General features: G+C 41.6%; 26 protein-coding genes. 20 read left to right on the forward strand and 6 right to left on the reverse strand.

The annotated features are described in order from the left end of the window. The 15 genes from KEM09_RS11260 to KEM09_RS11330 form a co-directional block, all read left to right on the forward strand. The coding region (locus tag KEM09_RS11260) for a DUF4261 domain-containing protein (protein WP_212228381.1) at positions 1-897 on the forward strand (897 nt) is incomplete at its 5' end. A 1,155-nt stretch (positions 898-2,052) separates the two neighbouring features. After that, positions 2,053-3,987: an amidohydrolase gene (locus KEM09_RS11265; RefSeq protein ID WP_212228383.1), complete on the forward strand. Its 1,935-nt coding sequence runs from the start codon at positions 2,053-2,055 to the stop codon at positions 3,985-3,987. Between the two features lie 80 nt (positions 3,988-4,067). Continuing rightward, a complete protein-coding gene (locus tag KEM09_RS11270) occupies positions 4,068-4,682 on the forward strand; it encodes a hypothetical protein (RefSeq protein ID WP_212228385.1) in 615 nt (204 codons plus the stop codon). 49 nt (positions 4,683-4,731) lie between these two features. Then, the gene (locus tag KEM09_RS11275; protein ID WP_212228387.1) at positions 4,732-5,121 is read left to right on the forward strand and encodes a hypothetical protein; all 390 of its coding nucleotides are present in this window, start codon (positions 4,732-4,734) and stop codon (positions 5,119-5,121) included. Continuing rightward, entirely contained in the window at positions 5,115-5,303 is a 189-nt protein-coding gene (locus KEM09_RS11280) for a hypothetical protein (protein WP_212228389.1), read from the forward strand. Before KEM09_RS11275 ends, KEM09_RS11280 begins: the two co-directional genes overlap by 7 nt. 100 nt (positions 5,304-5,403) lie before the next feature. Then, positions 5,404-6,180, forward strand: a complete 777-nt coding sequence (locus KEM09_RS11285; protein WP_212228391.1) for a S1/P1 nuclease — start codon at positions 5,404-5,406, stop codon at positions 6,178-6,180. A gap of 468 nt (positions 6,181-6,648) precedes the next feature. Next, on the forward strand, positions 6,649-7,038 hold the full coding sequence (locus KEM09_RS11290) for a putative signal transducing protein (protein WP_212228393.1): 390 nt from the start codon (positions 6,649-6,651) through the stop codon (positions 7,036-7,038). Between the two features lie 155 nt (positions 7,039-7,193). Further along, positions 7,194-7,709: a DUF3124 domain-containing protein gene (locus KEM09_RS11295; RefSeq protein WP_212228394.1), complete on the forward strand. Its 516-nt coding sequence runs from the start codon at positions 7,194-7,196 to the stop codon at positions 7,707-7,709. A gap of 46 nt (positions 7,710-7,755) precedes the next feature. Next, positions 7,756-8,481, forward strand: coding sequence for a DNA alkylation repair protein (locus KEM09_RS11300; RefSeq protein WP_212228395.1), 726 nt, complete (start codon positions 7,756-7,758; stop codon positions 8,479-8,481). Between the two features lie 101 nt (positions 8,482-8,582). Next, a complete protein-coding gene (locus KEM09_RS11305) occupies positions 8,583-9,527 on the forward strand; it encodes a tetrahydrofolate dehydrogenase/cyclohydrolase catalytic domain-containing protein (protein ID WP_212228396.1) in 945 nt (314 codons plus the stop codon). A gap of 218 nt (positions 9,528-9,745) precedes the next feature. Further along, complete coding sequence (locus tag KEM09_RS11310; protein ID WP_212228397.1) at positions 9,746-11,215, forward strand: sialate O-acetylesterase; 1,470 nt, start codon at positions 9,746-9,748, stop codon at positions 11,213-11,215. A 295-nt stretch (positions 11,216-11,510) separates the two neighbouring features. Beyond that, positions 11,511-12,089 carry a cysteine hydrolase family protein gene (locus KEM09_RS11315; RefSeq protein ID WP_212228398.1) on the forward strand — a complete coding sequence of 193 codons (579 nt, stop codon included), beginning with the start codon at positions 11,511-11,513 and terminating at the stop codon, positions 12,087-12,089. Positions 12,090-12,134: 45 nt separating this feature from the next. After that, the gene (locus KEM09_RS11320) at positions 12,135-12,746 is read left to right on the forward strand and encodes a MarC family protein (RefSeq protein ID WP_212228399.1); all 612 of its coding nucleotides are present in this window, start codon (positions 12,135-12,137) and stop codon (positions 12,744-12,746) included. Positions 12,747-12,775: 29 nt separating this feature from the next. Next, complete coding sequence (locus KEM09_RS11325; protein WP_212228402.1) at positions 12,776-13,357, forward strand: DUF1287 domain-containing protein; 582 nt, start codon at positions 12,776-12,778, stop codon at positions 13,355-13,357. 18 nt (positions 13,358-13,375) lie between these two features. Then, positions 13,376-14,854 (forward strand): alpha-L-fucosidase, encoded by a 1,479-nt coding sequence (locus KEM09_RS11330; protein WP_212228404.1) that lies wholly within the window; start codon positions 13,376-13,378, stop codon positions 14,852-14,854. 82 nt (positions 14,855-14,936) lie between these two features. Here the strand turns inward: KEM09_RS11330 and KEM09_RS11335 are convergent, their stop codons facing one another. Then, positions 14,937-15,488 (reverse strand): nitroreductase family protein, encoded by a 552-nt coding sequence (locus KEM09_RS11335; protein ID WP_212228406.1) that lies wholly within the window; start codon positions 15,486-15,488, stop codon positions 14,937-14,939. A 140-nt stretch (positions 15,489-15,628) separates the two neighbouring features. Here KEM09_RS11335 and KEM09_RS11340 point away from each other — a divergent pair, with 140 nt between their 5' ends. The 3 genes from KEM09_RS11340 to KEM09_RS11350 all read left to right on the forward strand — a co-directional run bounded on the left by KEM09_RS11340 (position 15,629) and on the right by KEM09_RS11350 (position 17,827). Continuing rightward, positions 15,629-15,967, forward strand: coding sequence for a winged helix-turn-helix transcriptional regulator (locus tag KEM09_RS11340; protein ID WP_212228408.1), 339 nt, complete (start codon positions 15,629-15,631; stop codon positions 15,965-15,967). A 19-nt stretch (positions 15,968-15,986) separates the two neighbouring features. Next, positions 15,987-16,850 carry a helix-turn-helix transcriptional regulator gene (locus KEM09_RS11345; RefSeq protein WP_212228410.1) on the forward strand — a complete coding sequence of 288 codons (864 nt, stop codon included), beginning with the start codon at positions 15,987-15,989 and terminating at the stop codon, positions 16,848-16,850. A 107-nt stretch (positions 16,851-16,957) separates the two neighbouring features. After that, positions 16,958-17,827, forward strand: a complete 870-nt coding sequence (locus tag KEM09_RS11350) for a nuclear transport factor 2 family protein (RefSeq protein WP_212228412.1) — start codon at positions 16,958-16,960, stop codon at positions 17,825-17,827. A gap of 79 nt (positions 17,828-17,906) precedes the next feature. Here KEM09_RS11350 and KEM09_RS11355 read toward each other — a convergent pair whose 3' ends face one another. The 3 genes from KEM09_RS11355 to KEM09_RS11365 form a co-directional block, all read right to left on the reverse strand. Beyond that, complete coding sequence (locus KEM09_RS11355) at positions 17,907-19,565, reverse strand: nucleoside kinase (protein ID WP_212228414.1); 1,659 nt, start codon at positions 19,563-19,565, stop codon at positions 17,907-17,909. Positions 19,566-19,728: 163 nt separating this feature from the next. Next, positions 19,729-20,136 carry an endonuclease domain-containing protein gene (locus KEM09_RS11360; protein WP_212228416.1) on the reverse strand — a complete coding sequence of 136 codons (408 nt, stop codon included), beginning with the start codon at positions 20,134-20,136 and terminating at the stop codon, positions 19,729-19,731. A gap of 306 nt (positions 20,137-20,442) precedes the next feature. Continuing rightward, positions 20,443-20,922, reverse strand: a complete 480-nt coding sequence (locus KEM09_RS11365) for a Dps family protein (protein WP_212228418.1) — start codon at positions 20,920-20,922, stop codon at positions 20,443-20,445. A gap of 118 nt (positions 20,923-21,040) precedes the next feature. Between KEM09_RS11365 and KEM09_RS11370 the strand changes: the two genes are divergently transcribed. Beyond that, complete coding sequence (locus KEM09_RS11370; RefSeq protein WP_212228420.1) at positions 21,041-21,988, forward strand: hydrogen peroxide-inducible genes activator; 948 nt, start codon at positions 21,041-21,043, stop codon at positions 21,986-21,988. 6 nt (positions 21,989-21,994) lie between these two features. On the opposite strand, the gene KEM09_RS11375 is transcribed toward KEM09_RS11370, so the two are convergent. Further along, positions 21,995-24,010, reverse strand: coding sequence for a hypothetical protein (locus KEM09_RS11375; RefSeq protein WP_212228422.1), 2,016 nt, complete (start codon positions 24,008-24,010; stop codon positions 21,995-21,997). Between the two features lie 177 nt (positions 24,011-24,187). On the opposite strand from KEM09_RS11375, the gene KEM09_RS11380 reads away from it, so the two are divergent. After that, entirely contained in the window at positions 24,188-25,513 is a 1,326-nt protein-coding gene (locus tag KEM09_RS11380; RefSeq protein ID WP_212228424.1) for a DEAD/DEAH box helicase, read from the forward strand. Positions 25,514-25,517: 4 nt separating this feature from the next. On the opposite strand, the gene KEM09_RS11385 is transcribed toward KEM09_RS11380, so the two are convergent. Beyond that, a complete protein-coding gene (locus KEM09_RS11385) occupies positions 25,518-26,162 on the reverse strand; it encodes an NAD-dependent epimerase/dehydratase family protein (protein WP_212228426.1) in 645 nt (214 codons plus the stop codon). Positions 26,163-26,254: the final 92 nt, after the last annotated feature.

Here is a 26,254-nt window from a genome sequence, read left to right on the forward strand (position 1 = left end):
TTGGTCGTGCAGATTCCCGCATCGATAGTCTCGTCCTCTCGGACGGACAATCTCAACGCAGAATCTGCTACAGCGCCATGCGGCCAACCGTTGGCTGCAAGCAAAACACACCTACACAACATGATTAATATATTTAAAAGGAAAAATAAAAAGACCGCAAAAGTAGAAACAAAAGCCAAAACTATTTTATGTATTCCAGGCATTTGGAAGGACAGGTCAGATATTGTTTCTTCAATTACAAAAGAAAACTTAGGTGACTTTCTTGTTGCAGGAACCATCATCATGAATTTGAAAACCGAGCAAGGATTTGAACTCGAAATTCATGAAAGAGATGAGCAAATGAGAGAAGCTTTCAAATCTGCAGGGATTGTCAATCAAATATCTGAAGACTTCTTGAATCTTATTGAACAGCACAACTATGTAATATACTTAATAGGTGAAACAGGAAGTCTAAAAGGAGCAAAAGCAATTTCAGAGGCAGGCAATGCAATTTTGAAAGCAGGAGGAATTGGAATAAAAGTTGAATCGACAGGAAAAGCATTTACAAGAGAACACTGGACTAGCTTATTATCGGATTTTCAAGAATCCAACCTATATGAAATGTTTGTACTAGATTCTATTCACGATGGAAATGGAACGACATATACATGCGGCATGCATAATCTAGGATTTAAAGACTGTATCGTTTCAGATATTGAATTTCAAGAATCAGTTCGCTTATTATCTATTTTTGGTTATTATCAAATTGTTGATAAGCCAGAAATTAAGGAAAAACAAACATTTAGCGAAGATATAAACTCACCAGTTTTTGAAATTAAAAATGAAATAAACCAACCATGTATTGGAGATGAACTTTTCGAAAACCCATATGGCATGTGGAGGTTAAAAAAGAAATAAAATGCCAGCAGCCAACAAACCGTAATAGAGCATAAAGGGTGCAGCGAATCTTGGTTGGTTCGTAGCTTCGGCAACCAACGCCAAAGGCTGATTTGGCTTTATAAATGAAAAGTTAAAAACAAATACAACGCTTTGGCTCAGCCCAATTTGGAAAGTATGTAAGGTTAACTTCCTTTACGCTCCATACGGCAGGCCGTTGGCAGTATCAGCAAGGAATATGACAAACACAAAGCAAATAATTGCATTCACTTTAAGTACAATATTGACAAGTTTAGTATGTAGCATCCTAGTGTTTTTTGTTATCAGCTGGACATTTAAAATGTATGGAATCCGAATTGAACAATCTAATATTTGGGGCACAGGCTTTATCTTTTATCTAGCACTGCTATTTTTCCCATTATCTTTTGTGCTACAGAAATATTTGAAGCGCGAAATGAAGTTGCCCAAATATTTGATTTGGCTAATTTTTCCAACAATCCATATATGCCTTTATTCAGTAGGAATTAATTTAGGATTGATTTATCAATTAGAAAAGATTGGAATATCAGAATCTCAATCATTATATGATTTACCTGTAGCAATTAATTTTAACATGGTAACCTTAAGTTACTTTTTCATATCAGGTATAATTCTCGCTTCAATTATCGAGATTGTATGGATAAGGAACTTGATAACAAAAGACAGCAAATAATCCATATAAAAAATGGAGTTCATTGAATCCAAAATGAAAAACTAGCCCCTAATAACTAAGCGTTCTGGCTGGTTGAAAACCAGAGTCTGAACGCGGTGTTGCCGACAACCGGGTAGAAATCACTGTCCATGGGGAGGGAGGTAAGTCTATAGAAGTCGTTACGCAGTGCACTACGTCTCAACAATTGAGATGGATGTCGTAAAATTTCTACAAGCCACTTTGCATGCAAACCCATAATTTTTCGTAGTTAACCTGGAGGTATAGCTGATAGATGCCCAGCCTCCCGGTTTTTTATTGTATTGGTATGTGGGTAGTGTTGTTAATAACTAACTAACAGTCAATGATAATGATGTTAGTAATTATTCTTATTTTAGGGATAAATGAAATAGAGAGCATATACTGCTTCTTGATAGTTGGCAACAAATAGAAATCAAATAACCTATAACAATCTTAATAACCAAATCATGAGACTACATTTGAAAAGCTTCGGTTCAGCAATAGGGTGCCTGCTGATATCATTTAACCTATTGAGTCAGGGAATTACGCTTCAGGACATTGTCAGGGAGACGAAACCTTTACCATCTGTTACGGTTTATACAGCTAAAGAAATTGTTACATTAGATTCTGAGAAGCCCAAAGCTACAGCGGTAGCAGTTGTAGGAGACAGGATACTTGCTGTTGGCTCGCTGGAGGAATTAACAGCTGCAGCGGGCGAGCAACCCTATACCGTTGACAATACTTTTGCCGATAAAGTAATTGTACCGGGTTTAATCGCTCAGCACGACCATCCTTTATTAAGCAGCTTAGCAATGATGTCGGAGATAATAGCCATTGAAGACTGGGTATTACCAAACAAAACTGTGCCTGCTGCCAATAACCAGGATGAATATCGCCAACGGCTAATAGAAGCTAATAAGCGACTAAAAACAAAAGATGAACTCCTCTTTACCTGGGGGTATCATCCTTCCTTTCATGGCCCCTTGGTGCGTACCGACCTGGATAAAATAAGCACCACCCGCCCAATTATTGTTTGGCACCGTTCCTGCCATGAATTTACCCTAAATACTGTTGCCTTAAAAACATTGGGTATTGATGAGGCATTTGTTGATAAATTTTCAAAAACGGCTAAAGAACAATCTGATTTATCTAAAGGTCACTTTTGGGAGCAGGGCATGTTTGGTATTGTGCCTAAAATTGTTCCTTTCCTTGCCACTCCCGAGCGACTTCAAAAAGGGTTGGAACTGACACAGGAGTTTTACCATACCAACGGAGTAACCCTGGCTTGTGAACCAGGAGGTTTATACTCCCAGAAGCTGCAGGAAGCAGAAAATGCAGTTTTATCCAAGTCATCCAGTCCTTTCCGTTTTTATTTTATTCCCGATGGTAAATCTATTTACAGTCTATACCCCGAAAATGCCATTGTGGAAACTGAAAAAACACTGGATTGGTGCCATGGAATGACCAATATGCTACCTAATCAGGTTAAGTTATTTGCCGATGGAGCTATTTACTCATTAGCCATCCAGCTTCGCGACCCATACATCAACGGTGATTTTAAAGGCGAATGGATTATGGATCCTGAATTGTTTGCCAGGGCTTTTCAGGTTTATTGGGATGCCGGCTATCAGATTCATATTCATGTTAACGGCGATGCGGGCCTGGATATGCTTCTGAATAACTTAGAAGCTAACATGCGCAGAAACCCGCGTTACGATCATCGTATGGTAGTGGTTCATTTTGCGGTATCGGGTACGGATCAGGTAAAACGTATTAAACGATTAGGCGCCATCGTAAGTGGTAATCCGTACTATGTTACTGCTTTGGCCGACATGTATAGCAAAGACGGTTTAGGTCCTGAACGAGCTGATAACATGGTGAGAATGGGCGATGTGGAAAAAGCAAATATTCCTTTCTCATACCACTCTGATATGCCAATGGCACCGGGGCAACCTTTATTTCTAATGGATTGTGGGGTGAATCGTATTACAAAATCAGGAAGAGTGGCGGGTAAAGAGCAGCGGGTTAGCCGCGAAGGAGCATTGAAAGCGGTTACTATTGAAGCAGCGTATTCGCTGGGATTGGAAAAGGAAGTAGGCAGCATTGAAGCTGGTAAACTGGCTAACTTTACCATTTTGGCCGATAATCCAATTACCTGTAAAGCATCTGAAATAAAGGATATTCCCATCTGGGGCACAATGCATGAAGGCAGACTATTGCCAATAAACCATGATAATAGTGTTAGTGGTTCTATAGGCCCTGTATTAAACGAGAATACATACTTAAGCATGCAGGAGATGGAGACAGATCATTGTCATAATGATGAACACAATCATAATAACTGTGTGTGCACCTTAAACCGGATTTTCTCCCACGCGCTTGCTGAGCAATTAGAACGATAGTAAATCTATAAAGATGCAAACAGTTAGTAGTTGATATGCTACTCATCATGCAACTAACTTTTAGTTGCCAATAAGACAATATGAAAAAGCTATATATCTTAATTGCATTTTCTACATTCATCTTGCAATTAAATTGGAGTCAACAAAAAATGGAGTTGGATTCAACAATTAACCATTTGTTTAATCAATCTGAAATTAAGGATCTCGAAACAATATTAAACTTCTTTAATAACCAAATAGCAAGGTTTATAGGCCAGAGTTCTGAAAATGAAGAACTATGTTACCTGAAGTTTTTAGAGATAATGACAACTCCTCCTGATACCGCATGCTTTGATGTGCCTATTTCATTTGAAGAACAGCTAGAAATGTATAGCCAAATAAGCGATACAACCTTTAATCAAATCTGGGTATTTCATGAGAGTATGAAAAAGAATTCAACAGTTACAAATAAACGCCTGGAGCTAACATTTCATGGTAAATATCAATTGTTTTTAAAGCAATTAGGCAACGAGTACAAATTTCTAAAAAATTATCATGAATCATTGAGAGCCATGAGGTGTTTAAGTGCTTCGATGTGGTGGAATCCGATTGTCCATCATAAAGAGTATAATCTAAATGATATAAAAGTTAGACTCTTCATTGCTATTCATTATTTAACTATTAACGACCAGAATAAGAGAAGAGAAAAGTTTTAAAATCAGAGCCTAATATACCCGATAAAGTTAAACCTAAACCAACATTCGTATGATAAACCATATAAGCGCACTTTTAGTTTTATTAATGGTTTGTAATGGCACATTTGCACAGGAGCATCGTGATACTGTATATTCTACAACTCGTTTAGTTCCGCGCTTGGCACTTAATGCGCAGAAAGGGTATGGTATTGAGGCAGGACTATTTTTAAACCGATTCTATACGAGGTATCCAAGAAAACCTGTTATGACCGCACTACCATATGCTTCATCTGGATTTTACTTATCTACAGAAATGAGCTTTCAAGACCTCAACAACTTGGTTATTGGTCCAAAAGTTGGCTGGGAATTAAGTGTAATTGGCGAGACTCATGGAAGTTACTTTGGACTGGAGTTTATTAATTATACTGATTTTGAACAATATAGTCCTGCGCTATGTTAAAAATTGGAATACCTTTAATGTGGTTAAATGTGGGGTATGGATTCACAATGTATTTTGAAGACACACTTAAGGATAAAATTGGAAAGCACAGAATAACAATTTCATACACAATAAACAGAAAGGCTGCAAGAGACTTTAAACGGATTCAGGAGAATTATTTAAGTAGATCCGGAGTAAATTAGCAACGAGTGCCAATAACTTACATTATAACACAAAACCTGCCTGACATACTGAGCTGGCACAGTTGTTGATATCACGCAGCCATCTAAAAAAACATTATCAATGCGAACCATTTATCATCACATTTTACTGATTGTAGTTAGTTTACTCACGGCACAACAGGCTGGCGCCTGGGGGAGTACGGGGCACCGTGCCATTGCTGAAATTGCTTATGGCGAATTATCAGCCGAAGCCAAAGTACGGGTTAAGGAGCTGTTAGGCAATGACTACCTGCCTTTGTATGCCAATTGGGCCGACGAAATTCGTTCAGAAAAAGATAATCCATACAGCAGGCTGCCGCACTACGTTAATATGCCCCTGGATAAGCAATATGAAGAGGCTGTTAAAAATCCCCAGGGCGACCTGGTAACCGTGTTCAATGATATGGTGCAGCTGCTTAAGGATGAAAATGCCACACCCGAACAGCAGGCCATAGCCCTCAAGTTTATCATTCACCTGGTAGGTGATGCTCACCAGCCTATGCACGTTGGCTTGCCCGAGGACCTTGGTGGTAATAGGGTGGAGGTACAATGGTTTGGGCAAAAAAGTAACTTGCATAAGCTGTGGGACGAAGACCTGATTGATTACAGCCGCCTGAGCTATACCGAGCTGGCAGCGTTTGCAGGGAAACCGGGAAGCAAGCAGCTGCAACAATGGACAAGCTTACCGGTTACTGACTGGATTAATGAAACGCATGAAATGACCAGGGTGATATACAACAACCTTGGTGATAAAAACTACAGTTTTAGATATAATCACCAGTTCAGCCCCGTCGTATATGAGCAAATACAGAAAGCCGGCTACCGTTTGGCTTTGTTGTTGAATAAGCTGCTGGTATAGAGTTTGATTCGAAATGATGATAAAAGCACTTATCGGATTGCTGGTAGGTGTTTTTTTAGTAATATCTTCACTGACCAAACTTATGGCTTTGAATAATGATTGAGCCGTAGCCAGACAAATAATTAAGAGGGAATCCTACTGCTTTGCCTTAATTCAGGCAAACAAAGTTTCAAATAATGATTAATAGAGGCCAGTAGTTAAATGCCTATAGGTAAATAGCCTGGTGCAGTTGAATAAAGAGCGTTGGCCTGTCAAAAAGGCGGGCCGGCGTAGGGCTGTGGGGTGAAGCATCTTTTTGACTAGCGTTTTTTGTTTACTTTTTGTGGCGATGACAAAAAGTAAAAGCCCATCCGGCTAGAGGATTAAGTAATATGAAGTGCTTTTTGACAAATGAGTAGGTATCTACTGACCTCAAATGATTAATTTGGCTCGAATAACGAATCCTGACGTATAATTTTATTAGCACTAATGAAAACCATTCGATTAATGACATTTGAGTCGCCTGTTGAAGCCAACCTGGTAAAAGGGCGACTGGAGAACGAAGGCATACCTTGCTTTGTAACGAATGAGCATTTCTCTAACCTGATGCCTCACTACAACCGAATAATGGATTCAGGAGTTCAATTGATGATTCGCGAGATAGATTACCAGAAAGCTATTGAATTACTGGAGCTTAATGTAGAGAAAGAACTGGTGTGTCCACAATGTCATTCGACAAGCATAAAGATGAGTTTAGGAAAGAACTGGTTTAAAAAGCTGATGCTTATTATTGTTTCGCTATTTTGTTTTGTTCCATTTAATAATATTAATGTCAATTATTTGTGCAAGAATTGTCATACAGAGTTTAAGAATATATAGAGCTATGCCTTATCTTGCTATTTCTGTGTAGTTCATTGCCGTTGATGCCTATAGTTTTGCACCACGAAGGAAATACCAAAAAGAGTTATTGGCACTACCTGTACCATTCAATTATTTATGGTAATTTTATAACTAGGAAATAAAACCCTGAGCATATGAAACATATCTTTCAGATCCTGCTGGTTGTATTGACGGTTAGTGCTTGCGGCAGACAAGAAATTGATAAATACCCGGCTAAGCAAGCCGATTGGAAAAGTAAACAAGTAAGTATTGAGCACTTCGATGATTTTTATGTTGGCAAAACCTATTTGCCCGTCTATTCTCATGTATACCATATATACGATCACCGCACCTTCGATCTCACCATCACCGCAAGCATACGCAATGTGTCGGTCAGTGATTCGCTTTTCCTGTTAAAGGCCGATTACTACAACACGGTTGGCGATAATATTCGTCAGTATGTGGAAGCACCCATTTATCTGCGTCCCCTGGAAACCCTGGAAATAGTCATTGAAGAGAAGGATATTGAAGGAGGCTCAGGTGCCAATTTTGTTTTCGACTGGGCCATGAAAAATGATAAAAATCCCCCCTTATTTGAAGCCGTTATGATTTCAACACATGGGCAACAAGGTTTGTCATTTACCACACGCGGGGTACAAATCTTTGAGTGATAAGGATGAAGTGATGACTCATTTCAAGTCTACTAAACCAGCCAGTATGATAGCATCAAAAATTCAGGAGATAAGCACCTTTTGTAAGGCCAACGCCAGCGATGAGGTGGTTAAGAAATACACCCGTTACTTCAAAGAAGGATTTGATGGTTACGGTATTGAGCAAAAAGTGTTTGAGCAGCAGCGCGATGCCTGGATAGAGCACTGGCAAGCTGAAATGACACTGGCCGATTACCTCGACCTGGGCGATGAGCTGTTTAAGCATGGCCGCTACGAAGAGAAATCCTTTGCTATTGCCTTTGTGCACTCACAGCGGGCCCATTATACCAAAGATACCTTTAACCGAATCGGCAAATGGTTCACTTATGGTATTGATAACTGGGCCACCACCGATGTGCTGTGTATGCTCGTGCTATCCGGCTTTTTATTTGATAATATCATTAGCCTCGATGAGTTGAAAAGCTGGCATACCTCTTCGTCAGAATGGCAGCGGAGGGTTATACCTGTTACATTGGTTGAACTGGCCAAAAAAGAGCTGAGGCCGGCAGATGCATTTGATTGTATTGAGCCACTAATGCTTGATGATTCGGAGTATGTGCAAAAAGGCATTGGTACATTGCTGCGTACACTGTGGAAAAAGCATCCTGCCGAAGTTGAAGCTTTTCTTTTGAACTGGAAAGACCAGTGCGGACGCCTGATTGTACAATATGCCACCGAGAAAATGGATAAGGAATATCGCAAACAGTTTCGAAAAGCAAAACTACCCACCTGAAGCATAATTTTGGGTGTATGATACCAATAAGGTACTGATTTTGATTGACGTGGCTATTGAATGGGCTTAACTTTGCTGTTAGATTGTTGACACCCTTAGTAATGGCTGCAGAAATAATAAACGGAGCAGGTTTTCAGCAACAGGTTTTTGCTGAAATACAGGCAGAGGTAAGCGCTATGCAGCGCCAGCACCAGCCAACACCCGGTATCGCATTTATTGCATTTGTTGACCACCTGCCGTTGATGAAATATACTATACCACTTCATACAGAAGCCGCTCGTGCCCTTGGTTTTCAGGTGTCTCTCGAGACATGTTCCGCCTCATCAGGTGAAGAGGCTATGCTAAAAGTTATTGAGCAACTCAATGCAGATGAGTCTGTACATGCCATTGTTTTACTTCAGCCGGTACCAAAGCACATTAATGCCATAAATCTGATTAAGCATATCAACAGCAGCAAGGAGGTGGAAGGATTTCATCCCCAGAATATATTGGCTACGCAGGTGCATGGAGTGTTTGGTACCCGTTATCCGATGTGTTTGCCCATGGCCTTTTTCGAGCTGTTTAAATATGCCGGTATTAAGGTAGAGCGCGGGCAGGAATTTGTGTTTGTGGCTGATCAGGATTTCATATCCAATCCTTTCAGAAGTCTGATACTTAAAACGGCATCGCTGCAGGTTATCCCGCAAGGTTGTTCTTATACGCTTGTTAATGCAGATAATGAGCGAATAGAAGACTACTGTAAGCGAGCCGATTATCTGTTTGTTGTAAGCGAGCAGCCCGAGTTTGTAAAGCCCGAATGGTTGAAAAAAGGCGTTTGCATTATTGATATCTATTCAAATCTGGTTAAAGAGGTGGCTAGTAAGAAAAATCCAGATGTTATGATACCCGTCATCAGGGGAGGTGTTAGTAAAGAGGCAGTAATGCCAGTTGCAGGTAAGATTGCACCCTGTCCGGGTGGCTTGATGCCGGTGTTATTGGCTGTTTTGCTGCGCAATGCCTTAAATGCCTGTAAATACCAATTGAGCCATACATCTATGCTTTCCTAATGTTTGATGATATTACCTGTAACCTGAGTTCGACCTAAAATTTTGAACTCAGGTTTGCAGTACCTGTGATTTCAAAGCCTCTTCACCAGTTTTTTGCCAGGCTCAAACAAGCCCGGTGAATATCAGGATTCGATATTATTCCTATTTTTGATATCATGCTTATGATGCTGGTTGGCATTTTATCAGCATTTTTATCACACATTATTAATTACACACACATGAAAAGAAGTAGTTTAGTCAGAGGCCGTGTGCTTCTACTGTTCGTATTGGTAGGCTCTTGGCTCACCAGTGCCTTTGCCGAAGTTAAATTACCAGCTATTGTATCGTCAAATATGGTGCTGCAGCGCAATGTCACCGTCAAGCTGTGGGGCTGGGCCGATGCCAATGAGAAAATTACCATTCAGGTATCGTGGCAGACAGGCAGTAACAAAGTAGTGGCCGATGAGAAAGGTAACTGGCAACTGGCCGTTACAACAACCGATAGTAAGGCACCGCAGACCATCAGTATTAAAAGCAAAGAATCAGACATCAGGTTGGACAATGTGCTGTTTGGTGAAGTGTGGCTATGTTCGGGCCAGTCAAACATGCAGCAACCCCTAAAAGGCTATATGGGTCAACCCACCTTTGAGGGACCAATGACTATTGCTAAAGCCAATAATCCCAACCTGCGACTTTTTACGGTTAATCGTAAAGCGGCAAAGTCACCTTTAAATGATGTAGCTGAATATGTTGGTTGGCAGGCAGCCAATGCTGCCAGTGTAGCTGATTTTAGTGCAGTGGCCTATTTCTTTGGGCAGCAATTGCAGGAAATACTTGATGTGCCGGTTGGACTAATACATACCTCCTGGGGAGGCAGTGCCATACAAGCCTGGATAAGTGAGGAGGCTATTAGCGCGTTTCAAACGGTTAACCTTGATGAGGTGGATTTAAGCCAACGCACCAATCAGATACCAACGGCTTTATTCAATGCGATGATCAATCCTTTAACTTCGTATGCAATAAAAGGGGTGTTGTGGTACCAAGGCGAAAGTAATCGTCTGGAGCCTGAAAAATATAAGGACTTTCTCCCTGCTATGGTGCAGGATTGGCGCAGTCGCTGGGAGCTGGGTGACTTTCCTTTTTATTACGTGCAGATTGCACCATTTATGTATGGTAAGGATAATGAGGTGTTTCAAAGTACCGAGAATTCTGCATTTATCAGGGAGGCACAGTTACAGTGTCTGGATCTGATTCCTAACTCGGGCATAGCGGTTACCATGGATATTGGCGATGATCACTGCATTCATCCGCCAAAGAAAAAAGAAGTGGCCGACCGTTTGTTATTCAATGCTCTGCATCATACTTACGGTTATCAGACTGTTGACTATTCGGGGCCTGTTTTTAGCAATCAGATAGCTGAAAATGGCGGTCTCCTGCTGGAATTTAAACAGGCTGAGTTGGGTGTGTTTGCCTACGATGAACTGGCAGGATTTGAGATAGCTGGTGAAGATAAGGTGTTCCATCCGGCTAAGGCCAGCATTGTTAAGCGTAAGCAGGTGTTTGTGATGAGCGACTCTGTGCCTCACCCGGTAGCAGTTCGTTATGCCTGGCGAAACTGGGTGAATGGTACCCTCTTTGACTCCAACTTACTGCCGGCTTCATCTTTCAGAACAGATGATTGGGATGATGCTACTAGAGTTGAGTATTAAACCTTCTATTATTGAATCAATAATTAATAGCATACAAACTTTATAGGCCCTATCTGGTACGAAATGTGCAGGATGGGGCTTTTTGCAGGGATAATAATAATGACCAGAAGTAAACAATAATCCTCTGTTGGCCATTGATTGACAGGATAAAAGCAAATGATGACCACCACATATGTTTTAAAGGGGTATAGGTTTGTTAATCTGGCAGTGCTTTCACCTCATTGCGCTTTAAAATATCACTAATCTGTTTAATTTAGTGGAGCTTGAACAGACAAACCAAAACCTGGTATCTAATATGAGTAAATCATCTGTCCCCAAACCTATAAACAACAAAGCGCTGTTGGTTATTGATATGCAGAAAGGGTCATTTACACCCGCCACACCCAGGCATGATGCCCGCGGAGTAATTGAGCGAATCAATTGTTTGGCAGAGTTATTCAGGCAATCAGGGCACACCATCATCTTTATTCAACACGATGGGACTGGTTCGGGTGAGTTTGAAAAGGGTAGCCACTCGTGGGAACTATTAGATGAGTTGGTGGTTGGTACAGACGACGTGCTGGTTGATAAATATGCCAATGATGTGTTTTACCAGTCTCAATTACAGCACCTCCTCAGCACCAGAGGTATAACAGAACTGTATATGGCCGGTTGTGCTACTGATTTTTGTGTTGAAGCCACTATCCAATCTGCCTTGGTGAAAGACTATCAGGTGACAGTTCTTGGTGATGCTCATACAACAGCTGACAGGCCTCACTTAAAGGCTGATAAAATAATTGAGCATTATAATTGGGTGTGGCAAAATATGATTCCAACTAAAGGACGGGTGGAGGTGAAGTCATCGGGGCAGGTGATGGAAGAAACAGGTATTTAGTGTGGCCTGTGCAGGTGTTTCAACTACAATTAAATTGAACTGAAGATGATGAATGAGATTTTGACTGCTTTTATTACATTCTTCACAGTGATTGATCCGATTGGTACAATACCTGTGTTTATTGCTGTTACAGCTAACGCTAAGGCGGCTGAAAAACGAAAGATGGCATTCACTGCTGCCTTAACAGCTGCTGGTGTGTTGTTATTCTTTATTGTATTGGGCGAACTGATATTAAGCGCCATTGATATTCCATTGGCCACCTTCCAGATTGCTGGTGGAATTGTATTATTCCTGTTTGCGCTAACCATGATATTTGGTGAAAGTAAGCCGGAAGAAGAATTGTCGCACATCGATCAAAAAGATAACAAGGCGATATTTCCCCTGGCAATGCCTTCACTGGCAAGTCCCGGAGCTATACTGGCTGCCATTCTGCTCACCGAGAATAGTAAATACAGCTTTGCCGAACAGTCCCTGACAGCGCTGATGATGTTGCTGGTTGTCTTTATAGCATGGGCGTTGATGGCCATGTCAAGCTATATCTTTAAATACATTGGTAATAGTGGGGCAGCAATCATCAGCCGGGTTATGGGACTTATTCTTTCAGCTGTGGCCGTAGCCAATATTTTGGGCGGTTTTAAAATCTACTTTAACTTATAACACCTAATACGATTCACATTTGGTTCTTTATGAATATTAAAAACTTCCTGACCCTTGTTTTTGTGGCGCTGGCAACGTCTTTGCCGGCTCAAAATAGTTTTTACAGCCAGTTGGCCGATTCGGCATTTTTGCTCACCAGGCAGCATGTTATTTACGATCCAACTTATTATTCAATTGATTATCCCAATGGTGATGTGCCAGCTGGCAGGGGTGTTTGTACCGATGTAGTTATCCGTGCCTATCGTATGTTTGATATTGATTTGCAGCAGCTGGTACATGAGGATATGAAGAATAATTTCGGACTATATTCCAAAAACTGGGGGCTCAGTCGGACGGATAGGAATATTGATCACCGACGGGTACCTAATCTCATGACCTTTTTTGAGAGGTATGGGACAGTGCTTGAAGTGTCGGACAGCGGCAATAATTATCAGCCGGGCGATATTGTGTGCTGGAACCTCGGAGGTGGATTGACGCACATTGGCATAGTATCCGATCATAAGTCGTCAGATGGTCGTCGATACAAGATTATACATAATATCGGAGGAGGACAGGTGCTCGAAGACTGTCTCTTTGCCTATAAGATAATAGGTCATTATCGTTATCATTAAAAACTCAAATATTACACTATGAAAAAAATTCTACTATTCGTTACACTATCTGTTTTTTGCGTATTAGCCTCATCGCAGGCTGTATACGAAGATGAACGTTATGTACCCGAAACAGATCCGTTGGTTCTTGAAAAGATTCAGGAATGGCAGGACCTGAAATTTGGATTATTAATGCACTGGGGAGCTTACAGCCAGTGGGGCATTGTTGAGTCCTGGTCTTTATGTCCTGAGGAGTATGGTTGGTGCGAACGCACTAAAGGTGCTAATCCAGATGATTATTTCGCCTATAAAAAGGAGTATGAAGGTCTGATAAAGACGTTTAATCCTACCAAATTCGACCCTGACAAGTGGGCCGATGCAGCAGAAAAGGCAGGGATGAAATATGTCGTTTTTACCACCAAGCATCATGATGGCTTCTGTATGTTTGATTCTAAATACACCGATTATAAAACTACAGGTGACGATTGCCCTTTTTCAACACATCCGAAGAAGAATATTGCCAAAGAGGTGTTTGAAGCTTTCAGAGGGCAAGGTATGTGGGCCGGTGCTTATTTTTCCAAGCCCGACTGGCATGTGGAGAGCTATTGGGATCCTAAGTATCCGCCACGTGACCGCAATGTCAATTATGAGCCCGAAGCTAATCCTGAGCGCTGGCAAGAGTTCATTGATTTTACCCATAACCAGATGCTGGAGCTGGTATCGGACTATGGAAAAATTGACATTATGTGGCTCGATGGTGGCTGGGTAGCAAAAACACCTAAAGATGAGATTACCAGTTGGTACGACAGGCAGCTTCAAAATAATGACAACGGCTATCTGAAACATCGCATTGTGAATCAGGATATAAAGATAGATGAGCTGGTAGTGAAGCTGAGGGAGAAGCAGCCGGGTTTGATAGTCGTGGATCGCGCTGTGCATGGAAAGAACCAAAACTACCTTACCCCTGAAAATCGAGTGCCTCACAAGGCTTTGCCTTATCCGTGGGAATCGTGTATCATTTCAGGTGGAGGATGGGCACATACCCCCAATGCCAAATACATGAGTGGCCGTGATGGTGTGCAGATGCTGGTGGATATTGTGGCCAAAGGAGGTAACCTCTTGCTCAATATTGCCCCAACTCCCGAGGGTGAGTGGCAACAAGGGGCTTACGATTTATTGGAAGAGTATGCCGCGTGGATGGCAGTTAACAGTGAGGCCATTTATAGTAGTAAAGTACTGGCTCCTTTTAAGGAAAACAATATCTGCATGACGCAGCAGGATAACGGGAATGCCTACTTTATGTACATGGCAGAAGAGGGAGAAAATAATATGCCTGCCACTATTACCATTACATCGCAGCAGCCTGCCAATGGGGCTGAGGTACATTTGCTGGGATATAATAAGCCATTGAAATGGAAGAAGGTGGATGATGGTTTCTCAGTATCGATACCAAAAGCATTAAGGCAAAAGCCACCATGTAACTATGTGTGGACACTTAAAGTGTCGAAGTTGAAGTAATAAACGAAAAAGGAAATAAATTTTATCATACTTCCCATTCAACTTTACACTGCGGTTGAATGGGAAGTGTTGTATTTAGATGTTATACAAAACGCATTATCTCATCAATGCTTTTACGTGGTGTTGGTTGGGCATGTTCACCCTCTTCGTAGCCATATACAATAAGTGCTGCTACCGACTCTTCGTTGGGCAGGTTAACGATTTCTGATATCTTTTCATCATCAATCACACCAAAAATGCAGGTGCCAATGCCCTTGGCATGAGCTGCCAGGCAGAAGGTCTGACAAGCGATGCCCGCGTCAAATACTTCCCACACGTTGTTTTTCGATGGACTGTAGCTGCCTTTGGGAGTGTCCAGTTTTCCGCTTTTACCTTTAACAAAGCTTAGTACGGCTACCCCTTTGGCATTTTCCAGTGTTTTAATGTTGTATGAAAAGCCGTGAACACCTTCATCTGCCAGGCGCTTAACGATAGATTCATCATCAACCAGAGTATAGCGGGCCACCTGGTAATTGGCCCATGATGGAGCCCAGCGGCTTAGTTCTATGACTTCCCTCATTATCTCCCGATCAACTTTTTCATTTTTGTATTTACGCACGCTGCGGCGTTCTTTTAATAGTTCAATTGCATCCATGGTTTGTCTTTTATATCTGTTTTGGGGCAAAAGTATTTTATATATATCTTTGAGTCAAGTACCTACTGAAATGGTATATAGTATCTAGAAAGGTACTAATGCAGATAATAAGATAGATAGAGTGGAATTAAACCTGAAGTATGATAAAAAAAGATACTATTCCCCCGGTTTGTGCCCTTGATTATGCCTTCAGAAGAATAGGCGGCAAGCACAAGGCACGTATTTTATGGTATATCTTTAAGCAGGATAATGTAATGCGTTATGGAGAGTTGAAAAAGCGCATTCAGAACATTACCTCTAAGATGCTGACCCAAACTTTGCGCGAACTGGAAGAGGATGGTTTGCTTAACCGGAAAGTATATGCGCAGGTACCGCCCAAAGTGGAATATTCGCTAACAACTACCGGCATGGAGCTCATCCCTTTTATCGACCATATTGGTGCATGGGGACGTAAGCAAATGGAAAAGGAAAGTCAATAGGCCATGTATCAGCATAATCATGAGTGAGAACATTAAAGAGTATCCGTTTAAACATGGCTTGCCTCTGGAGTTTGAGATCATTGATCTGTCAAAGGTATTTGAGTCAAAGAAGAATATGATGACAGTCCCGCACCGGGCGCAGTTCTATCATATTCTATGGCTTGAGAAAGGGGAAGGTACCCATTTCATCGATTTTAATCCGGTGCAGGTAGAGGATAACAGCATTCTTTTCATTCCACATAATTGCGTGAACCTGTTTGATAAAGATGGCCGCTACGAGGGCAAGTCCATCATCTTTACCGATAGCTTTTTCTGTAAGAACGAGCAGGATGCTCAGTTTTTGCATGCCTCCGAATTTTACAGTGAACTGTATGGCACTGCCAGTCTCAAAACCGATACTAAAGATTCTGAACTAGGCATCCTTTTTGAAGCTATGGAAAAAGAGTTTGCCAGGGATAAGGATGAGATGCAATACAGTATTTTGCACAACCTGTTGCATGTTTTTCTGCTGAAAGCTGAGCGGGAGATGCGTCGCCAGGGCTTTAACCAGCTAAAGCCAAGTATTCATCTGGATCATTTGTTGCTGTTTAAAAGTTTACTGGAAAGTCGATTCAAAGAAGAACGCATGGTTAGTAAATATGCTGCTGAGCAAGGTATATCAGAGAAGCAGCTGCACAAAGCCACTACCACTTTACTGGATAAAACTCCCAAACAATTGATCGATGAGCGTGTCATGCTGGAGGCTAAGCGTCTGCTGGTGCATAGCCATCAGTCGGTTAAGGGGATTGCCTACGATTTGGGCTTTGAAGAGCCAACTTACTTCATCAAGTATTTTCGCAAGCATGCTCATACTACTCCTGCGGAGTTTAGGGAGAATTACTAATGCATCTGTTGCTTCCGGGGAGAAAATTACCATATTAGGGCAAAATCTTACCTTTTGCACCCTTCCAAATCCCTTCATCTTTGCATCGTAACAAAAACTTAATGACGATGCTAAAAATTTACATGCTTACAGTATTAACCCTGGCTACATGCATCTCTTGTGAAGCCAATAAAAATGATGAAAAGATGGAAATTTCAAACAAACAAAAGGTACTTGAGTTATTAAAAAGTATTGAGACTGGTGCTACCGAACCAGTGGCTTACATCAACCCTGAAAAATATATTCAGCACAATCAGTCTGTAGCTGATGGTTTGGCTGGCTTTGGAGCTGCTCTTGGAGCATTGGCAGAAATGGCAGCTAGTAATCCGGCCATGGCTCCTGCAGTAAATACGGTTCGTATATTTGAAGATGGTGACTTTGTGATCGCCCATACGGATTATAACTTTTTCGGACCAAAAATTGGGATTGACATTTTCCGTTTTGAGGATGGGCTAATTGTTGAGCATTGGGATAATTTGCAGGAGAAGGTCGACGAAACTGCTTCAGGCAGAACGCAGATTGATGGTCCTGTAGAGGTGCAGGATGTGGAACAAACAGCAGCTAATAAGGCATTGGTGAAAGGTTTGTTAGCAGACGTGTTCTTTGGCGCAAATCCGGAAAAGATTACTGATTATATTTCAACAGAGCAGTATGATCAGCACAACCCGGGAGTTAAAGATGGCCTGACAGGATTGGGAGAAGCTTTAACATCTTTAGCTGAAGCAGGTATGCCCATGGTTTATGAGAAGAACCATGCCTTGTTTGGTGAAGGTAACTTTGTGCTGGCAGTGTCTGAGGGTATTTTTATGAATGAAAGAGTAGCATTTTACGATATTTTCAGAATTGAAAATGGGAAGATTGTTGAGCACTGGGATACCATCGAGAAGATAATTCCAGAGGAATCAGCTAAGAATTCAAATGGAAAATTTGGATTCTGACAGACCTAAATGAAATACCTAATAAGAAAAGCCATGAGAATTCTGCTTCTCATGGCTTTTCTTATTCTGTGTTATAGTATTAATAATCAAAACTGCTACCACCTAAAAACTCGCGAATAATGGAGGTTGGGGGTATTTCATTGGGCTGTATTGGCTTAAATAGGCCAAAGAACTTCAGTAATCGTCTGGCCTCGGCATATTCGGGCTGGTTGGGTTGCACTTCCAGCAGTATAGGTTCGGCCTGTTGTTTCAATACCGAAAGCTCATAGAGCAAAGCGGTGTTAAACATCACATCGGCTTCCTCCTGGTAGGGGAAAATATGTGCATCTTCACCCCGGCGTACACTGCCCCATCTCGATATGGTTGCCTGTGCTGAGTAGCTACGGTATTTGTAATCACGCACAATTCGGCGAATCAATCGGTTGTCGGTGGTGTGTATCAGGTTCTGATCATCAATGTTAACTGACGTGAGCGCCGATACATAAATCTTAAACTTCGAATGATCAGGGATGAGATGGGTGAGCTTTGGATTCAGTCCATGAATGCCTTCAATCACCAGCACATTGTCCGGGTTCATTTGAAGTTTCTCACCATCGTAATAGCGCTGCCCGGTTTCAAAGTTAAATTTGGGGATTTCCACCGCTTTACCGGCCAGCAAATCCAATAGCTGTTGGTTGAATAACTCTACATCCAAGGCTTCCAGAGCTTCAAAATCGTATTCGCCATTTTCATCCAATGGCGTATTCTCTCTGTTTACAAAGTAATTGTCCAGCGAGAGGTTAACAGGTTTCATGCCAGCTACCATTAACTGGATAGCCAAACGCTTGCCAAATGTTGTTTTACCACTGGATGATGGACCACTTATCAGCACCAGCTTGACCGCTTTTTTGCGCGCCTCAATCATATCGGCGATGTGTCCGATTTTCTTTTCGTGTAATGCTTCCGAAATTTTGATAAGGGTTTCGGCCTTGCCGTTGGTACACGATTCATTAATATCAGCCAGATTTCTGACATTTAATACACGGTTCCATTCGGCAAATTCCTGGAAAATATCAAACATCTTGTTCTGAACCACAATCTCTTCGAGGTACTCAGGCTGTGTGCGTTTTGGTATTTGCAGCAGCATGCCGTTGTAGTATTTAATGAGGTCAAATACCTTCAAATACCCGGTTGATGGCACCAGGTAGCCATAGTACAAGCCAATGTGCTTTTCAAGTTGATGGAAAGAGGTGTAAAGCAGGCCTCTATGTCGTATGAGTGCCGCCTTATCCATTTGGTTTTGTTGCTCAAAGCGTTTGATTACTTCCTCCGATTCCTCAACATGCCTTATGAAAGGCGTATCCGAATCAATGATTTCTTTCATCCGGTTTTGTATGGCCATTACATCCTCAATGGTCAGCTCCTCGCCTTCCACTGAGCAATAGGTGCCTTTTGATACCGAGTGTTCGATACGCAGACGGGCCCTCGGATAAAGCTCATTAACCGCTTTGTATAGAACCAGTGATAAACTCCGGATATACATACGCATCCCATCGGGGCGTGTGATATCGATGAATTCAATGGTTTTAGGATGGTACACCTCGTAGTTTAACTCACGTAGCTTATTGTTGACGTAGGCGCCAAGGATAGGGGTATCCAGTTTTACTTTCAAATCCTTTGCGATCTCTTCCAGCGTTGTGCCTGCTTTGTAGCAATTGGTTTTATCGTTATTAAGGCATTTTATATGAACATTCTTCATTGTACTAGTTTTCTGTTTGGCTAATAAAAATAGGATAATTACCGCATAATAGCTGCAACTATTGTTTAAAATGGGTGAAATGAAGGATGAGGAATATTTATTTTCAATTCAAGTTTCAATAAATGCGATATTATTTAAAGTTATCACTTTTTCAAAAGCCCCTTTAGGGGTTTGGGGTTGTCTCGAATAGTGACTTGCATTTTTCTTCAATTACACGAATTACATTATGTATTTCACCCAAGACCTGTTCATTTGTAAATCGAATTACTGTTATTCCATAGTGTTGAAATTCTGCAGTTCTATCAATATCATACTCTTGCTCTTTTTTAGATAGGTGCGTTTTACCATCAATTTCGATGATAAGTTTAAGCTGGTGGCAATAAAAATCAGCAATGAAGATGTCAATAGGATGTTGTGCTCTAAATCTTAAGTTAAATATTTTCTTATTTCGTAGATACTCCCAAAGGATTTTCTCAGGAATAGTCATATTCTTGCGAAGCATCTTAGCTTTTTCAAAAGTGTTAGGTTTGGCACCATAGAACATATTTATTGGGATGCTTCGTTTGTTCATAATAACTGTTTTAATATCGAAAAGGTAATAAAATGAGATTAAAAATAACACTTCTTCGTATGCCATCTCTAATATCCTATTCTGATAGGTTTTTAATGTTAATAATCATTGGCCAGCACAACCCCAAACCCCTAAAGGGGCTTACCCTACGTGCTTTTAATCTAAAGGCATTAAAGGGTAATCGCGCAGAAATGAAGTATTCTTATGGGTGTACTCCAGATGCTAAGGTATTTTAGAGAATTTGTAATACAACAAAAAAGCGCCTGAACTAATTCAGACGCTTTCTGCGGTCAGTTTCTGATAATGTTATTTACTCAACCATGAGTGTAACATCCAGATGGTTTTTTCCTGTTGACTAATATAGTCGGTTAATAGTGTGATAGTTCCTTCGTCATCAGCTTCTTGCGCTAGAGGTAGCATGGCCTTCTCCAGTTTAATAAGTGTTGACATATTGTCGAGTGTCAACTCCATGCATTCGTTGCCATTTGTTTTGTTTTTGGCGGTTTTAATCTCTGCATGGTCCAGGTAATCGCTGAAGGCATGCATCGGTGTGCCACCCAGTGTCAGAATACGTTCTGCAATTTCATCAACTTTCACCACTGCGTCGTTGTATAGTTCTTCGAATTTAAGGTGCAGTTCAAAAAATTTCTCACCCTTTACATTCCAGTGAAAACCCCGCAGGTTTTGGTAGAATAGCTGGTAGTTGGCAAGCAGGTTATTTAGTTCTTTTGTCAGTTGTTCGCTTTCTTGTTGTTTTAGTCCTAATAGTTCGTTAATTGTCTTCATTTTATTTGTTTTTTGTTGTTTTAATTTTCTACGACAAATATATTTCAACAATCAATATCAATCAAATAGATAAATTTTATATATTGCATCAGTAATATTTATAATAATTGATAATCAAATGCTTGGATTAAATTTGCAACAGTTGGAATATCTGGTAGCTGTTGATAATTATAAGCAGTTTACCATAGCTGCCGAGAAATGCTTTGTCACACAGCCTACATTGAGCATGCAAATTAAAAAGGCAGAAGAGCAATTAGACATTGTAATTTTTGATCGTACAAGACAGCCTATTTTAACCACACCTGTTGGGAAAAAGATAATTGCTCAGGCCCGGGTGGTCATCAACGAGTATAATCGCCTGGAGGAAATTGTGCGAGAAGAATCAGGGCGGATTGAGGGCAATCTGACCATTGGCATCATACCATCCCTGGCGCCTTATCTGTTACCGCTATTTGTAGGCCATTTTAAAAATAACAATCCACTGGTTAATATTTCCTTCAAAGAGATGATTACAGAGGAGCTGGTTAAAGCACTTAAGCAGGATCTGCTGGATGCTGCCATATTAGTAACGCCCCTGGAGGAGAATGATATTATTGAGCAACCCTTGTTTTATGAGGATGTACTTATTTATGCTCACCCTGACCACTCCTTGCATAAAGTAGATATATTGACCGTGGATATGCTGACATCATCGGGTTTATGGCTGCTGGATGAAGGCCATTGTTTTCGTTCGCAGGTGCTTAATCTGTGCGAGTTGCAGGAGAATGTGAGCTCTGATTTGCCCCTTCATTTTGAAAGTGGGTCGCTGGATACTATTCGTAAAATGGTTGATACCGAAGGTGGTTATACCTTATTGCCCGGACTGGCTGCCGAAGAACTGGCTTTTGATTTGCACAAGCAGGTGAAGGAATTTGAATCGCCCGTGCCCTTGCGTGAAGTCAGTTTGGTCTATTCACGCGCTTTTTACAAGCGTTTGTTACTCGACCGGCTGGCAGAATCTGTCCAGGCCAATGTACCCGAAGAAATGCTGCACAAAGACAGGGGACATGTGGTTGAATGGAAATAGGGCAAGCTATTGGCTAAAAATCTCCGACTGTATTAGCTGACATTCATAGGTGGTTAATAAGGGGTGCGTATAGCTAAATGATGATGGAGGTATCAGTTGTTGTAATCCATTCTTGATAATAAATGTCTGAATTGTTTGCAAGGCTCTTAATGCTTCCAGATAACTGTTGTTGGTAGTTGATGTTTTGGTAACTGATAGTTGCTTTTTAAGCGTACCGGCTGACTGACTGAGTCGGCTGGCAACAGGATCGGTGGAGGCATTAACTGCTATATGCAGAGTGTCTCCTTGTTCGAATAATTTAATTGATGCCTGTCGTTTAAGTGCATCGCCGGTCATTGGCAGCTTGTATTCCCTTTGGCGATCAGGGTAATGATAATCGGCGGATTGAGGTTTGAGTACATCGCTATGTGTGAAGTGAATGGCAACTGCCTGGTAGTGCTGCAATTGTTCAATCAATATCGTATCGAGGTAATGAGTGTTGTATGAATGGTATTCATCGGGGTGAAAGTAATAGCTAAACGTAGTGTCAAGCTCGCTGAGCAATGGCTGGGGCGGCTCAGCTGCATTGGTCAGACTTACATAGGCTTGAACTTCGTCTTTTTGCTTCCCCCTAAGGCTATACGAGGCCGAAAGTAATCTGATTTGCAATGTCCGTTTGCTGGGATGTGAAGGAAATATAAGATCCTGAGTTTGAAAATCGAATTTTACGCCAGTGGGAAAGACGTAGTTCTCACCTTGTTTCTGCCAGGTTTGAGGATTTGGGCCACATAGTTCTACCATTTCCTTCAGTTGCTCTTCTGCTTGTATGATATCCCGGTTTTCTTTGCTCAGCTTCTCATTAAGTGTCCGGATTCGTTGTTCTTTATCGCTTAAGATGTGAAGCTTACTGTCTATCAGTCTTTTCCGGTAGCTGATGGCATTGGTATTATCCGGCTCATACTTCAGTAGAGTATCAATTTCTGCCTCAAGCTGATGTATCTCATCTTCAACAGCTGCTTTGGAGGCTAGTTCTTTATTGAAGATAGTTGTCAAGGAGTTGTCAGCTTGTAATTCCTTTAGGGGCTCAATTATATGTTTGTGCCGATATTGTTCGATCCGGTCGAAATGTGAAATTCCTTCACCTAAGTGTGCATCAGGAGATAAGGTTTTTGTATCGAAATTGGCAAATAAATGGTAGCTAATGGTGTCATCAGTAATAATCAGCATGGGTTTAAACGATGAATTAAGGCCCCAGAGTGAGGTGTGCAATGCCACACGTTGCCCGGCTGGCAGCTGCATGGTGGTTGACAAATGCTCTTTAAGTCTCACACTTTTCTGATAGGTGCGCAGCTGATAAGTAAATAAACCAATACCTTTGCCATACCAAAGTTGAGAGCTATCGTTTGGGTTGATCTCTTCTTCGTATAACAGTCCGGCAGTGCCACTCCCTTCGCCAGCGGCCAGAAAGGCGGTGTTTACCATATGAGCGCCATCACTCAGAATTGAAAAGAAATACTGGCTGCGCACCTGGCAATAGTCGGCCACCATCTGGCTCCATCTATTCAGTACTTCTTTTTGTTCCATAGCATCAAGCTTTAATGCCTCGAGTGTTTCAATCTTTTTAAATATAGGCAGAGAAGGGTGCATAACCGTTTTTATGGCTTCCTCTTGTTTCTTACTTTTTATTTTTGGTAGCAGCGCAATAAGCGGTTTGCTAAACTGAACCCAAAGCGCATGGTTTCGGTTGTCAGGATGATAGATGCATGCCTTCAGCTCTTCATTCAGTTCCCAGAGGGTGAGCTTGATGGCTGCTTCAGTAATTAGTCCATGCGATGAGGTCTTTATTGCCTGATAATTGATCTGAAGACTTTCTGGAAATTGCTGCTGGTAGTTGAATATTGCATCAAAATCGCTCTTTAATTCGCCTTGTTGCACTCTTTGAAACGGCTCTGTGTTAAATGTGAAATGTTCCTTCCAGCTGTTGCTGAGGGCAGGTGTTTTTTGCACAATACGATAGAGCCAGGCTTCTTGTTGGGTAGTCATCTCTTGCGATTGAGCCAAAAGAGCAGTAAAAAAAATTAGCAGTAATAAGGTTAAAAGACGCGGTGTAATCATTATTCTATTGTGGCAAATCCATATTAAACCAAAGATAGCTTAAAAAAAGTTGTCATAGCAGGCCGGGGTATAAGTCTGCGCCAACTAATCAGCTATCTTTGTAACATGCAACATTTATCAAAAGCAAGTAAGGCGGCTTTGCATCGCCTCAATATTCAGGCATTAAATCCCATGCAGGAAGCGGCTATGGAAGCAATCGGTCAAAGACAGGACACCATATTACTGTCGCCCACAGGTTCGGGTAAAACACTGGCCTTTTTGTTACCATTGCTGGAACAGCTCGATCGGAATATTAAAAATGTACAGGTGTTGATACTGACACCAGCCCGTGAATTGGCCTTGCAAATTGAAAGTGTTTTCAAACAAATGCAATCGGGTTTTAAGGTGAATTGTTGCTATGGTGGCCATGCCATTCGTACCGAGATTAATAATCTGAAACATCCGCCTGCAGTGTTAATAGGTACGCCCGGACGAATAGCCGATCATCTGCGACGTGGTTCATTCAAACCTTCTGAAACTCGCTTTTTAGTCTTGGATGAGTTTGATAAAGCGCTGGAACTGGGTTTTCAGAAGGAGATGAAAGAAATTGCAGCTCAGCTGCGAGGCGTGAAACAGCGTGTGTTGACATCGGCTACACCCATGGAGGAGATACCACCTTTTACACAACTTCGGGAGCCTGTTGAACTGAATTACATTGATGAGCAAAAACAGCCCGATGGCCTGCAACTAAAGGCGGCGCGGGCTAATGAAAAAGATAAACTGGCCTTGTTTGTTAGGTTGATAGGTCAGCTGGGTAATGCCCCAATGCTGGCGTTTGTCAATCATCGCGATGCAGCCGACAGAATCAGCAATCATTTAAACGATCAAAGTGTGGCGCACGATGTGTTTCATGGTGGCATGAAGCAGGAAGACCGGGAGCGTGCGCTAATTAAGTTTCGCAATGGCAGTCATCATTTGCTAATCACAACCGATTTGGCATCGCGCGGACTGGATATACCGGAAATTGAATACGTGATTCACTACCACCTGCCATCCAAGGAAGACGCATTTATCCACCGCAATGGCCGTACAGCTCGTATGCATGCCGATGGAACGGCTTATGTGTTGTTGTCAGAAGGAGAAGAGCTGCCTTCTTTTATTCCGGATACAATCTATTTTGAGGAAGTATTGGCTGAAGCGATTTTGCCCGAACCACCCGAATGGCAAACGATTTATATAGGCAGTGGTAAGAAAGATAAAATCAATAAGGTAGATATTGTGGGCCTTTTCCTGAAGAAAGGTAAACTTCAAAAGGATGAACTAGGTCTGATAGATGTGTTGGATCACAGTGCCTTTGTGGCCATTCGTCGCAATAAAGTAAAGAAAGTACTACAACTGCTGAAGCACGAAAAGATAAAAGGCAAAAAGCTGAAGATGGCCGTGTCTAAATAATGGCTTAGCCAATCTCAGCTCCTTCATAGATAATAACGCCATCAATTGAATGTTGTGTTTTGTTGTACATGGCCATGGCTACGTCACTGGCCTCAATGGCTTTATACTTCCGCAACCGGCCTTTCATCATTGGGTTGAAAAGACGCATCATTATTTCGGATACTTTCTCACCAAAGCGGAATTCATCGCGTTGGCCTAGTAGTAAGGATGGTCGGAAGATGTGAATGGCAGGAATGTTGAGTGTAGATATAGCGGCTTCCATCTCGCCTTTGGTGCGCAGGTAAAAGTTGGAGGTATTAGTGCTGGCACCAACTGAACTGATGGCGGCAAATTGCTGGCAATGCTTATTCTCTGCCCACTTGGCCAGTTCAATTACGTAAGTGAAATCGACCTTTCGGAATGCCTCCTGGCTGCCTGCTGTTTTTATGGTGGTACCCAGACAGCAAAATACGTCGTCAACATTGTGAGGTGATTCATAAGAACCAAGGTCCTCGAAGTTTATAACCTCCTCTTTAAGCTTTGGGTGGTTACCCAGCGACGGGCGTCGCACCAAGGCAATGATTTTACTGTATTGGTCGCTATGCAGCAGCTGTAGCAAAAGAGATTGGCCTACCAATCCACTTGCACCGGCAATAAGAGCTGTTTTCATTTTATTAAAAGATTAGAACGAGCAATATTATAATTAATAAAAGAATGATAATAAAAGATTGAACCAATGCTGATTTACCCCATATGTTGTTT

The organism is Carboxylicivirga mesophila, assembly GCF_018271975.1.
Taxonomy (GTDB): domain Bacteria; phylum Bacteroidota; class Bacteroidia; order Bacteroidales; family Marinilabiliaceae; genus Carboxylicivirga; species Carboxylicivirga mesophila.